Origin of the sequence: Pseudomonas huaxiensis, assembly GCF_003231275.1 — a bacterium.
Lineage (GTDB): Bacteria > Pseudomonadota > Gammaproteobacteria > Pseudomonadales > Pseudomonadaceae > Aquipseudomonas > Aquipseudomonas huaxiensis.
Window position 1 is genome coordinate 1 of record NZ_QKVL01000004.1, and the last position, 12,599, is coordinate 12,599.

The following is a 12,599-nucleotide window of genomic DNA, read 5'->3' on the forward strand; positions in this document are numbered from 1 at the left end:
TTGCGTTTGAAAACTTCAAGGAAGTCGCGGGGCAGAACCCCGCGGGCTGGCTTACACGAATGCCTGAGGTGCAACGCCTCGTGGCAAACGGCAGCGATCAGGACGGGCCGAGAGGCGCACGCGCCAGTTGGCCTTGAAGCAGAACGGAGCGGTCTTTACTTGGCTCGCCTGACGCTGCTTGCGCAGTTCCGCCAGCGACGGTGCCTTTTTCACGGGGGCGGCTTCGACCTTGGTCAGTGAGCGCTGGCACGATTTGCAATCCACATCGGCTTCCACTGCAGTAGTGCTCAGGTTATTGCCAGCGCGGCCACAGGCGACCGCATCGCCGTTCGTTGAGTAATGCATTACCAAAACTGTAAATCTCCAATCGGGTGAACAAAAAGCCCGGCATTTTCGCACAGGAAGACAGCCAGATGCCGCGTCCCGTCGGTCAGTACTTACCTTGTTGCAATTGCTATCAGCGACGGCCTACAGATAGAATTGATAGCAATTCTTAATTACATCCAGCCGTCGTAGGCCGGTGTTCAGTGGTCTCTATGTCGTCGACTGATCGCGCACCTCATCTGCATATCGAAACCCTCTACTGCGAACACCATGGATGGCTGCATGGCTGGCTTAGCCGCAAGCTGGGTAATGCCAGCGATGCTGCGGACCTTGCCCACGACACCTTCATCCGTCTGCTGACGCGCCAGAGCAGAACCTTTGGCACCGAGCCCCGCGCACTGCTGACCCATATCGCCAAAGGCCTGGTGATCGACCGCTGGAGGCGTCAGGAGGTCGAGCGCGCCTACCTGGAGTCCATCGCCCACCTGCCCGAGCCCGAAGTCCCGTCGCCGGAAACCCGTTGGCTGATCCTCGAAGCGCTGCATCGCATCGATGCCATGCTTCGCGAGATGCCCAGCCGAGTCCGCCAGACCTTCCTGCTCTCACAGATCGACGGCCTGACTTACAGCGACATCGCCGAACAACTCGGCGTCTCACTGATCACCGTCAAACGCGACATGCGCGACGCCTTCCTCGCTTGCCTGAGCGTGACTTGATGAACCCGTCCATCGACCCGCTGATCCTCGGCGAAGCCGCTGACTGGCTGGTGCAACTGCAGTCCGGCGTCGCCACCGAAGCGGATCATCACGCGATCCAGCTCTGGCGCGACCGCAGCCCGCAACATGCTCAGGCCTGGCAGCGGGCCGAAGCCCTGCTGGGCGATCTGCGCGCCGTGCCTGGCAATGTCGCCAGCGACACCTTCCAGCGGCTGAACAACAGCAAGCGAATCGGTCGTCGTCAGGCGCTACATCGCCTCGGACTGTTCCTGTTAGCGGGTCCCGCCGTATGGATAGCATCCCGCGAACTGCCCTGGCAGCAATGGAGTGCCGACCAGCGCACCGCCATTGGCGAACAGAAAAACCTGACCCTTCCCGATGGCACCCAACTGCTGATCAACACCGGCAGCGCCCTGAACATTGCCTTCAATGCCCAGGAACGACGGATCAAACTGGTGGAAGGCGAAGTCCTGATCAGCACCGCCAAGGACCCGTCCCGCGTCTTTATGGTCGAGACCCGTCACGGCACCGCCCGCGCCCTGGGCACGCGTTTCAGCGTCCGGGTCGGCGAGCAGCTCAGCCATGTCGCGGTGAGCGAAGGATCCGTGGAGATGGTGCCGCTTCATGCGCGCCAGGGCCTGATTCTCAAGGCCGGCGAGCAGAGTGCGTTCGGTCTTGACCGCACGGCCGCTGCCGAGCCGTTGGACGCCGCTGCCCTGACCTGGGAACACGGCATGTTGGTCGCTCGCGATATGCGCCTGAGCGATCTGCTCGTCGAACTTGGCCGTTATCGCCCCGGCGTACTGCGCTGTCATGAGCTGGTGGCCGGGCTCAGCGTCTCCGGCGCGTTCCCCTTGAAGGACACCGATGCCAGCCTGCGTTTGCTGCAGGACACCCTGCCGATCCGTATCAGCAGCCTGACCCGTTACTGGGTTGCCATCGAGCCGGCCTGAGCCACGAAAAAAATCGTGCGCAGGCTGATACCTTTTCCCCGCTCCTTCGGTGTGGAAGTGAACCCTCACTTTTCAGGCGCCGACAGGAGCTCCGAATGATGTCCAGGCCGTTGCAGTCCATCTCCCGAATCAGCCCACCACGTGTTGCCATGAAGGCGCTGAGCCTGGCTGTCGCCCTCGCAGCGCTGATGCCGGCGCACAGCGTGATGGCCGCTGATGCCATGCCCAACAGCGTGGCCCGTAGCTACAGCATCGCGCCCGGTCCGCTGGCTGATGTGTTGGCCCAGTTCGCGGCGATGTCCGGTGTGCCGCTGTCATTCGACGCGAAGATGCTCAATGACCGCCGCAGCCCTGGCTTGCAAGGCAGTTACACCGTGCAGGCCGGCTTCGCGCTGCTGCTTCAGGGCAGCGGCTACACCCTGCAAAGCGCCGGCGGCAACGGCTACACCCTGGCCCCGCTGTCCAGCGGCGATGTGCTGGAATTGGGCGCGACCAATGTCGATGCCGCCTCGAACATGATCGGCGACACCTACGCCGGCGGCCAGGTGGCGCGCAGTGCGCGGCTTGGCGTGCTGGGCAACCGCTCGATCAACGATGTGCCCTTCAGCGTCACCAGCTATACCGCCAAGGCCATGGCCGATCAGCAAGCCCGCACCATCGGCGACGTGTTGCTCAACGATGCCTCGGTGCGCCAATCGGCAGGCTTCGGCAACTTCTCCCAGGTCTTCACCATTCGCGGGCTGCCGCTGCAGAGCGATGACATCGCCTTTAACGGCCTCTATGGCGTGCTGCCACGGCAGATCATCAACACCGAAGCGGTCGATCGGGTCGAGTTGTTCAAAGGCCCCAACGCCTTTCTCAACGGCGTTGCACCGCAGGGCAGCGGTATTGGTGGCAGCGTCAACCTGGTGCCCAAGCGCGCCGATGACACACCAACCCGCAGCGTCACCCTCGATTACACCAGTGACACTCAGGTCGGTGGGCACCTCGATCTGGGCCAGCGCTTCGGCGAAGACAACCGCTTTGGTGCGCGGATCAATCTGGCCCAGCGCGGCGGCGACACCGCCATTGACGACGAAAACAAACGCACCTCGCTGATCGCTGTTGGCCTCGACTACCGTGGTGAGCGCCTGCGTCTGTCGACCGACTTCGGCTATCAGAAGCAACGCATCAACAATGGTCGCTCGGTGGTCTACCCCAACGGCACCAAGGTCCCGGATGCTCCCTCGGCCAAGGACAACTACGCCCAGGACTGGAGCTGGTCGGAGCTGGAAGATACCTACGGCATGGTCAACGGCGAGTATGACCTCAATGACAACTGGACCGCCTACGCCGGCATCGGTGCCAAGCACACTCGGGAGAATGGCGAGTATTCCTCGCTTTATGTGGGCAACGACGGCAGTGCGCGTACGGGCTTTCTCTATTCGCCCCATGACGAAGACAACAAAAGCGCGGTGGCTGGTCTCAATGGTCGCTTCCACACCGGTGCGGTCAGCCATCAGATGAACTTCGGCCTGTCCGGCATGTGGGGTGAGCAGCGCTCGTCCTTCGAGGCAATCCTGGTCGCAAATCGCCAGCCCGGTAACCTCTACAACCCGATCCAGATTCCCCGCCCGAGCAACACGTATTTCGGCAGCGATATCCATGACCCGCGTATCGTGGGCAAGAACCGCGTAAAAAGCGTGGCAGTTTCCGACACCCTGGGCTTTGTCGATGACCGTGTATTGCTGACCCTTGGCGTGCGCCGGCAGACCATCGAAGTGGATGCCTGGAACACCACCAGCGGTGCTCGCACTAGCAATTACGAAGAGTCTGTCACCACGCCGGTCTACGGACTGGTGGTCAAGCCGTGGGAGCACGTCTCGTTCTACGCCAACCGTATCGAAGGTCTGGCCCAGGGGCCGACCGCGCCGTTGACCGGCGTGACCAACCCCGGTGAAGTGTTCGCGCCCAAGCGCAGCAAGCAGACCGAGGCTGGCGTCAAGCTGGACTGGGACAGCTACGGCGCAACTTTCGGCGTGTACCACATCGAGCAGCCGAACAACTCCACCAGCTACACGCCCGGCGTGGTTCTCGGCACCTTCAATGTTGATGGCGAACAGATCAACAAAGGCGTTGAACTGAACCTCTTCGGGGAGCCGATCGATGGTCTGCGGGTACTGGCCGGTGCGACGTGGATGAACACCGAGCAGAAGAAAACGGCGGGCGGCGCCACCGATGGTAACCGCGCTGCAGGTGTGCCGCGCTTCCAGTACAACCTGGGCGCGGAGTGGGACGTGCCGGGCATCGAAGGGGCGGCGGTGAGTGGCCGTCTGTTGCGTACCGGTGGCGAATACGTCAACGCAGCCAACACCCTGAGCATCCCGGCCTGGACCCGCGTCGACCTCGGCGCACGCTATGGCTTCAAGGCCGACGACAAGTACATCACCCTGCGCGCCAATGTCGAGAACGTGGCGAACAAGGCGTATTGGGCTTCGGCGTCGACAGCGAACAATTATCTGACCCAGGGTGAGCCGCGGACGTTGAAGGTGTCTGCGACAGTCGATTTCTGATCGGTGCCAATGGCCGTTCAAGGCCTCTGCTGGCAACGATTAGTGAACCTTTCATCAAGCCCGGGCTGTGGAGTAGTCCCGGTGCCTCTGCTTTACTTTCTCCCCGCAGTCAGCACCGTCCGTCGACGATTCGTCATACGGAATGGAACTTAATGAGCGACGGGCATTTCCTTCATATCGCCAGAAGGAAATGCCTATCGATTCAATAAAATTCATAAATTTGTTCCATGACTGGTACCGTTTTAGTCTTGCTCTATCGTCGGTCGCAACACAGAGGGCCGGTCTGCTGAGGAAAAAGGAGAAAGCAGCATGTCGAACCAAGGTAAATGCCCGTTCCACAATACAGCCGGTGGTGGCACCAGCAATCGCGACTGGTGGCCCAATCAACTGCGCGTAGAGCTGCTTAGCCAGCATTCGGACCGTTCGAACCCGCTCGGGGAGAACTTCAACTATCGCGAAGAATTCAAAAAGATCGACTACTCCGCGCTCAAGGCCGACCTCAAGGCGCTGCTGACCGATTCCCAGGACTGGTGGCCGGCCGACTGGGGTAGCTACGGCGGCTTGTTCATTCGCATGGCCTGGCACAGCGCCGGTACCTACCGCACAGTGGATGGCCGTGGCGGTGCAGGCCGTGGCCAGCAGCGCTTCGCGCCGCTGAACTCGTGGCCCGACAACGTCAGCCTGGACAAGGCGCGTCGCCTGCTGTGGCCGATCAAGCAAAAGTACGGACAGAAAATTTCCTGGGCTGACCTGATGATCCTGGCCGGCAACGTGGCGCTGGAGTCCTCGGGCTTCCGCACCTTCGGTTTCGGTGCGGGCCGCGAGGATGTGTGGGAACCGGACCTGGACGTCAACTGGGGCGACGAGAAAGCCTGGCTGACTCACCGTGACCCGGAAACCCTGGCCAAGAACCCGCTCTCGGCCACTGAAATGGGCCTCATCTACGTCAACCCCGAAGGACCCAACGCCAGTGGTGATCCCGCTTCGGCTGCGGCCGCGATCCGCGCCACCTTCGGCAACATGGCGATGGACGACGAGGAAATCGTCGCGTTGATTGCTGGCGGTCACACCCTCGGCAAGACCCACGGTGCCAGCGCCGCCACCCACGTGGGTGTCGACCCTGAAGCCGGCGGCATCGAGGCCCAGGGCCTGGGTTGGGCCAGCACCTATGAAAGCGGTGTCGGCGCCCACGCCATCACCTCCGGCCTGGAAGTGATCTGGTCGCAGACCCCGACCCAGTGGAGCAACAACTTCTTCGAGAACCTGTTCAAGTTCGAGTGGGTACAGACCCGCAGCCCGGCAGGCGCCATTCAGTTCGAAGCGGTGGACGCGCCGGAGATCATGCCCGACCCGTTCGACCCGTCGAAAAAACGCAAGCCGACCATGCTGGTGACCGACCTGACCCTGCGTTTCGACCCTGGCTTCGAAGCGATCTCGCGGCGCTTCCTCAACGATCCACAAGCGTTCAGCAATGCCTTCGCCCGCGCCTGGTTCAAGCTGACCCACCGCGACATGGGCCCGAAAGCCCGCTACCTCGGCCCGGAAGTGCCGAACGAAGACCTGATCTGGCAAGACCCGCTGCCCGCAGCGCTGTATCACCCGAGCGCGGACGACATCGCCGACATCAAGGCGCGTATCGCCGAATCGGGTCTGTCGGTCAGCGAACTGGTCTCGGTGGCCTGGGCTTCGGCCTCGACCTTCCGTGGCGGCGACAAGCGCGGTGGCGCCAACGGCGCACGGTTGGCGCTGGCACCGCAGAAGGACTGGGCGGTCAACGCTCTTGCGGTCGGCACTTTGGACCGTCTGAAAGCGGTGCAGCAGGCGGCCAACAAAGCTTCGCTGGCGGACGTGATCGTGCTGGCCGGTGTGGTGGGTGTAGAACAGGCGGTCAAGGCTGCGGGTGTGAACGTGCATGTGCCGTTCGAGGCGGGTCGCGTCGATGCGCGTCAGGATCAGGTAGACGTGGAGTCCTTCGAGTACCTGGAGCCGCTGGCTGATGGTTTCCGTAACTACCGCAACACCGACAGCCCGGCCAGCACCGAGTCGTTGCTGATCGACCGCGCGCAGTTGCTGACCCTGACCGCGCCGGAACTGACCGCGCTGGTCGGTGGCCTGCGCGTCCTCGGCGCCAACTACGATGGCAGCCAGCACGGCGTCTTCACCCACCGCGTCGGCGAGTTGAGCAATGACTTCTTCGTCAACCTGCTGGACATGGGCACTCAGTGGAAAGCCGTGGGCGACTCCACCGAGCTGTTCGAAGGTCGCGACCGCAAGACCGGCGAGGTGAAATACACCGCTACCCGCAATGACCTGGTGTTCGGCTCCAACGCCATCCTGCGTGCCTACGCCGAGGTGTATGCCAGCAGCGACGCCAAGGAGAAGTTCGTCAAGGACTTCGTCGCCGCCTGGACCAAGGTGATGAACCTGGACCGTTTCGACCTCGCCTGAAGCAGAGCGGCGCCTGTCGCGAGGCAGGTGATCTGTTGACGTGATGAAGGCCCGGTGAAGTTCTGCTTCACCGGGCTTTTTTTGGATTCGCTTCGGCTACAATGCCGCCCCCTCGACCCCTTCACATCCCAGGTTTCCATGTCCGGCAACGCTCTCTATACCGACCTGTCGGGCTACTACGACCTGATGTGCGCCAGCATCGACTACCGCGGGCAAAGCCATTGCGCCCACCGCCTGCAGCAGCTCTTCGGCAACGGCGGCAAACGCCACCTGGACCTCGCCTGCGGCACCGGTCCTCATGTGCGTCATTTCATCGATGCCGGTTACCAGAGCGCTGGGCTCGACATCAACCAGCCGATGCTGGATCGGGCCACGCTACGTTGCCCTGAAGCGCAATTCTCCCTCGGTGACATGTGCGGTTTCAGCGTCGCGGAGCCGGTGGACCTGATCACCTGTTTCCTCTACTCCGTCCACTACAGCGGCGGTATCGAACGGCTCAAGGCCTGTATCGCCAGCGCGCATGCGGCGCTGGCGGCGGGTGGCGTGTTCTGCTTCAACGCCGTGGACAAGCAGCGGATCGACAACGGCTCGTTCGTCTCCCACACCGACACACTCGACGAGGCCCGGTTCGCGTTTCGTTCAGCCTGGTATTACGAAGGGGAAGGCGAGCGGCAGTCGCTGAGGTTGAGCATCGAGCGGACGCTGGCGGGGGAAACCCAGGTCTGGCATGACGAACACCCGATGGTGGCGGTGAGCTTCGACGAACTGCGGGCGCTGTTGGAGGCGTACTTCGAGGTGCATGTGCTGGAGCATGATTACGAGAAGCTGGTGCCGTGGGATCAGGCCTCGGGGAATGCGCTGTTTGCGTGTGTGAAGATCTGACTCTGCCGAGGCCGGTTTCGGACGATAGCCAAGGCTGAGCCTTGGCTATCTGTGCCAATGGTGCTGGGGGCTATCGCTTACTGCTTTTTATAACCCACCAGCCACATGTTGGTATCTCCGCCAGCTTCCCAGCCGGTGCTCACGATCAACTGGGAGATGAACCCGGGGAAGTCCTGCTGCATCTGGCGCTCACCCAGTTGCTGATTGCCTGGCACTGCCAGCATCGGTGGCTTGGGACCATCGCCGCGCACGTTGCCGGAGGTGTTCATGGCGGTTTGTCCCATGAACATATGCAATCCGGCGGCGTTGTTGACCGCGAAGCCCAAGGACTGGCCCCAGCACACGGCGAACGGCGCCACCGGCTCGGATTTCCTGGCACTCCACCAGATGGTTGCCTTTGCGGTCCAGCAGTCACTCCGGCTCCAGTCGGTCACGGTCACGGCAACGCGAGGGAAAGGCGCTGCGGTGCTGCCGTCATACGGGTGCTTGGTAAAGATTCCCGAAAGGCTGGTCGCACTGATGGCGCGCACGTTCGGCAGGCTGGCAGTACGGGTCTGCGCGGCGGTGGTATTGGTCGACGTGGTGGCGGCTTGCGCAGCCGGCTGGGTGGCTGGCGGCAGGCCCAGCGCATCTGCCAAGGAAATATTAACCCGGGTAGAGCCATCAGGTTGTGGCTGCGTCGTCACGCAGCCGTTCAGATGTGCGGCGACCAGTGCAAGGGCGAGGGCTTGGGCTTTACGAGTCATGAAAGGGAGGGCAGTGAGCGTCACTGTGTTCGATCCTTCGAATTAAGGGGTGGCAATAATCCCACAAGCCGAGGTCGTTTTCCGCCCGTTTTATGTGGAGCACTTCGCGTTCGGAGGGGAATGCAAGGGTGAATCGCCGCTGAACTGCAGGCGCGAGATTGCTCGCTAAAGGCCGCCCCATGAAATACAGGGCCGGCAAAAAACGGCTTGCCGGCCCCTGAATCAGCTCAACGACTGTGCCGCTTACTGTGATGAATGGGACTGTGGAGCCAAGGGCGCGCGCTTGAGCCGGAGCCGACGTCGGATCACCAGGCCGATGGTGACCGCTACGATCAGCAGCACACTGAAGAAGATAGTGTTGAAAACCGGGAAAGGCTCCGAGCGGCTGGTGGTGGCCTTGAGGTCAGTGATGTTCGGGAACATTGAGAAGATCTGGAAGCGCCACCCGTAGTAGCGGATCACCGCTAGCTGGCTCTGATCACGGGAATAGTCCTGGGCCTTGGCCTGCAGATCAGCGCTGTCGAACTTGAAGTACCAAGGGAACCCCCAGCCAGTGTCTTCATTGCGATAGACGACGACTTCACGATCAGCGTCCGACGATACCGTGTTGATGAAGTACACGTCCCGGGTAGGGCCATCTGCAGGATTTTCTGCATTGATGACGCCATCTGCGTCCATCCTTTTTACTTCGACACCGGTGATGTGCACCACCTTGTGGCGTGGGAGATAGTGGTGAAAACACAGCGCGGCGACTGCTACCAATATCAGGCAGAGAACGGCAATGGAACGTTTGACCCAGGGCATTGAGTGATCACTCTCGAGAAACGGAGGAATATGAGGGTAATGCCATCTGTTTGCGCAGGATGGTTGTTACAGAATGCGTCAACTCAAAGCGTAAACACCAGCCAGTTAAGAAGCAGATGATCCTTTCAGGGCCGCCTTCGCGGGTACGCATTGTACTTGTAGGAGCGAGCTTGCTCGCGAAGGCGTCGGTGAGCTCACTAACGCACTCGCGAGCAAGCTCGCTCCTACGGAGTCCAGCCAAATCAATTAGCCATGTTTGTTCTATGAGAGCGGGTTCACCGGGACGCCGGACCGCCGCGATGGGCCGCCGGTGCGGCAGGGCAAAAATCAGAAACTTACGACCCTCTTTACCCACTCCTTCCAGGCCGACATCCCTTCGCGTGGCATCACCTGCGGCCCATCCACTACCACAGGCATATCCCGCAACCTCACCCAAGGCTCACTCTGCCAATACAGCAGGCTGACTACCCGCTTCCGACCCCAGCGCATCAGGCCCAGTCGCGGCCCATCCTCGCCCGCGTTGTTCTGCTCATCCCGCAACACCGCCACCACCTCGTGGGTCAGCCAGTGCCGCAGCGAGCGGTTCTCTGGTACATAGTGATGCGCCAACACGGTGTAGGCGCCGGACTCGCTGATCATCAGCGTCTCGGCATACCGGTCATAGCGGAACAACATCACACTGCGATGCTGATCCGGATCGAGCCGGCGCAGGGTGCGCTCATCGACATAACAGCCCATCAGCCGCCCGAATTCGCGGGCGCAGAACCAGGCTTGGGATTCGAGCCAGAGGGTGTGGAGAGGGCGGTTGTGGCGGGTGAAGAGGGTGGGCTCGTAGAGGTCAGTCATGGCTGGCCTCCGATTTTACGGGGATTGATAAGCAGGCTGGTCGCGGACTGCGAAAGCCTGTGAGCATCAGCGTCGATAGGCATTTCTGAAAATCTCCGTGTGATGGCAGCTTTCTTAGGGCTGGGTGTCGGGAGTTAAGAAACCTCACACGGTAGGCCGGACGTATTCCCCTTGCGGGTCTTTTATTAGTCCACTCCCGACATAACGGAGCTTTTTGCGAGCAGCAGTAGACCACAGGCAAAAAAAAGCCGCATCTGTCGGGAGCGGATGTACCGCCGTGTGTGGCGTTTCTTAGGCGCCGGTAGCCAAGTTAGAAGGCACTGGCGCCGCCGTCAATGTGCGGGAGTGTAGGAAATTTCAGAAATATAAAGGGAGTAGAAAGGCTCATCCTTGAGCCTCAACGGTTATCCCTTTGGAGGGAAGTCGTCATTTCCATGACTGTCGCGTTCCCGAATTTGCCCGTTTCGCCCATGAATAAGCAGTTCGCTCTCTTGGTTGCGTGCAATGTCGCGCGCGTAATCGATGGCATCCCGCTGAGTGTCAAACTCTTTGGTTACTTTCGAATTACCAGCCCCGCGAACCGCCCAAGAGCCGTTATGGGGCACCACGTGTTGATTTTTTCCAGTCATGTTTTGAGTCTCATGATTTTGGGCGCTTGCCCTAATAAATGACGTACAGCGTTCATTTGCTGCAGCACAGCTGCTCTCATTCGCTTGATCAAAGTCCAGCAGCTATGGGCTGCGTGAACCTATCGTGGATATCTCCGACATGAGGCCGTTGAAACCGTCTGTAAGTCATCTATAATCACGTCCCGCATTTTCCCAATGCTTCGTGATTTGGATGTTTCAGTCACGGTCCGTACTTCTGGGCTTCGTTCAGACGCACGGTTAAAAAGCCCGCATTAGCCCGCAATGGTTGCAGCCATTGTTCAGCTACTGCGGGTTTTTTATTTCCAAAAGGGAACGGGCCAGTTTGGCTGGCCCGTTCCCTTCAAATCAATCCCAGCTCAACGCCCCACCCGTCTGATACTCGATAACCCGAGTCTCAAAGAAGTTCTTCTCCTTCTTCAAGTCCATGATCTCGCTCATCCATGGGAACGGGTTAGTGGTACCTGGGTACTCTTCCTTCAGGCCGATCTGCGACAGGCGACGGTTGGCGATGAATTTGAGGTAGTCCTCCATCATCGCGGCGTTCATGCCCAGTACGCCGCGCGGCATGGTGTCGCGAGCGTATTCGATTTCGAGCTGGGTACCCTGCAGGATCATCTGCGAGGCTTCTTCCTTCATTTCGGCATCCCACAGGTGCGGGTTTTCGATCTTGATCTGGTTGATCACGTCGATACCGAAGTTCAGGTGCATGGACTCGTCACGCAGGATGTACTGGAACTGCTCGGCCACGCCGGTCATCTTGTTGCGGCGACCCATGGAGAGGATCTGGGTGAAGCCGCAGTAGAAGAAGATGCCTTCCAGAACGCAGTAGTAGGCGATCAGGTTGCGCAGCAGTTCCTTGTCGGTCTCGACGGTGCCGGTATCGAATTCCGGGTCGGAGATCGCACGGGTGTAGCGCAGACCCCAAGCGGCCTTTTTCGCGACCGACGGGATCTCGTGGTACATGTTGAAGATCTCGCCTTCATCCATGCCCAGCGATTCGATGCAGTACTGGTAGGCGTGGGTGTGGATCGCTTCCTCGAAGGCCTGGCGCAGGATGTACTGGCGGCACTCGGGGTTGGTGATCAGACGGTACACGGCCAGCGCGAGGTTGTTGGCAACCAGGGAGTCGGCAGTGGAGAAGAAGCCGAGGTTGCGCATGACGATGCGGCGCTCGTCATCGGTCAGGCCTTCCGGGCTCTTCCACAGGGCGATGTCCGCGGTCATGTTGACCTCTTGCGGCATCCAGTGGTTGGCGCAGCCGTCCAGGTACTTCTGCCAGGCCCAGTCGTACTTGAACGGGACCAGTTGGTTGAGGTCGGCGCGGCAGTTGATCATGCGCTTTTCGTCAACGGCAACGCGGGCGGCGGAGCCTTCCAGCTCGGCCAGGCCTTCGGCGATGTCGAGGTCGTCCAGGGCGGCCTTGGCGCGGATCACCGCGTCAGAGTCGTTGCTGGTCACGGCGCGGGCTTCGAGGGCGGCGGCACCGCCGGCGCTGTCGAGTTTGTCGATACCGGTGGCAGCGGCTTGGGCATTACCGCTTTTGGCGGTGGCTTCGCCGTCTTCTTTGTCGAATTCGTCCCAGCTCAGCATGGTGGGTCTCCTGCTTGAGGGCCATGTTCAGTATGGCCAGTGGATCTTGGTTGCGGTGCTTGCGTTCGGGTACTGCAGTGCACGCAAA

11 protein-coding genes are annotated in these 12,599 nt (G+C 60.7%); 5 read left to right on the forward strand and 6 right to left on the reverse strand.

What is annotated here, in order from left to right:
- Positions 1 to 51: 51 nt before the first annotated feature.
- Complete coding sequence (locus DM374_RS06440) at positions 52 to 351, reverse strand: hypothetical protein (protein ID WP_177431522.1); 300 nt, start codon at positions 349 to 351, stop codon at positions 52 to 54.
- Between the two features lie 185 nt (positions 352 to 536).
- On the opposite strand from DM374_RS06440, the gene DM374_RS06445 reads away from it, so the two are divergent.
- From DM374_RS06445 to DM374_RS06465, 5 genes are all read left to right on the forward strand, one after another.
- Entirely contained in the window at positions 537 to 1,040 is a 504-nt protein-coding gene (locus DM374_RS06445) for a sigma-70 family RNA polymerase sigma factor (protein WP_110969126.1), read from the forward strand.
- Positions 1,040 to 1,993, forward strand: a complete 954-nt coding sequence (locus DM374_RS06450; RefSeq protein WP_110969127.1) for a FecR domain-containing protein — start codon at positions 1,040 to 1,042, stop codon at positions 1,991 to 1,993. Before DM374_RS06445 ends, DM374_RS06450 begins: the two co-directional genes overlap by 1 nt.
- Positions 1,994 to 2,088: 95 nt before the next feature.
- Positions 2,089 to 4,545, forward strand: a complete 2,457-nt coding sequence (locus DM374_RS06455; RefSeq protein ID WP_404821299.1) for a TonB-dependent siderophore receptor — start codon at positions 2,089 to 2,091, stop codon at positions 4,543 to 4,545.
- Between the two features lie 309 nt (positions 4,546 to 4,854).
- Complete coding sequence (katG, locus tag DM374_RS06460) at positions 4,855 to 6,993, forward strand: catalase/peroxidase HPI (RefSeq protein ID WP_110969128.1); 2,139 nt, start codon at positions 4,855 to 4,857, stop codon at positions 6,991 to 6,993.
- Positions 6,994 to 7,131: 138 nt separating this feature from the next.
- On the forward strand, positions 7,132 to 7,875 hold the full coding sequence (locus DM374_RS06465) for a class I SAM-dependent DNA methyltransferase (RefSeq protein ID WP_110969129.1): 744 nt from the start codon (positions 7,132 to 7,134) through the stop codon (positions 7,873 to 7,875).
- A 77-nt stretch (positions 7,876 to 7,952) separates the two neighbouring features.
- Here DM374_RS06465 and DM374_RS06470 read toward each other — a convergent pair whose 3' ends face one another.
- The 5 genes from DM374_RS06470 to DM374_RS06490 all read right to left on the reverse strand — a co-directional run bounded on the left by DM374_RS06470 (position 7,953) and on the right by DM374_RS06490 (position 12,511).
- Complete coding sequence (locus DM374_RS06470; protein WP_157969674.1) at positions 7,953 to 8,645, reverse strand: hypothetical protein; 693 nt, start codon at positions 8,643 to 8,645, stop codon at positions 7,953 to 7,955.
- A gap of 219 nt (positions 8,646 to 8,864) precedes the next feature.
- Positions 8,865 to 9,425 (reverse strand): DUF1523 family protein, encoded by a 561-nt coding sequence (locus DM374_RS06475; protein WP_110969131.1) that lies wholly within the window; start codon positions 9,423 to 9,425, stop codon positions 8,865 to 8,867.
- A gap of 327 nt (positions 9,426 to 9,752) precedes the next feature.
- Positions 9,753 to 10,271, reverse strand: a complete 519-nt coding sequence (locus DM374_RS06480; RefSeq protein WP_110969132.1) for a BRO-N domain-containing protein — start codon at positions 10,269 to 10,271, stop codon at positions 9,753 to 9,755.
- Between the two features lie 404 nt (positions 10,272 to 10,675).
- Complete coding sequence (locus tag DM374_RS06485; RefSeq protein ID WP_110969133.1) at positions 10,676 to 10,900, reverse strand: DUF2188 domain-containing protein; 225 nt, start codon at positions 10,898 to 10,900, stop codon at positions 10,676 to 10,678.
- Positions 10,901 to 11,266: 366 nt separating this feature from the next.
- The gene (locus DM374_RS06490) at positions 11,267 to 12,511 is read right to left on the reverse strand and encodes a ribonucleotide-diphosphate reductase subunit beta (RefSeq protein ID WP_110969134.1); all 1,245 of its coding nucleotides are present in this window, start codon (positions 12,509 to 12,511) and stop codon (positions 11,267 to 11,269) included.
- Positions 12,512 to 12,599 lie beyond the last annotated feature (88 nt).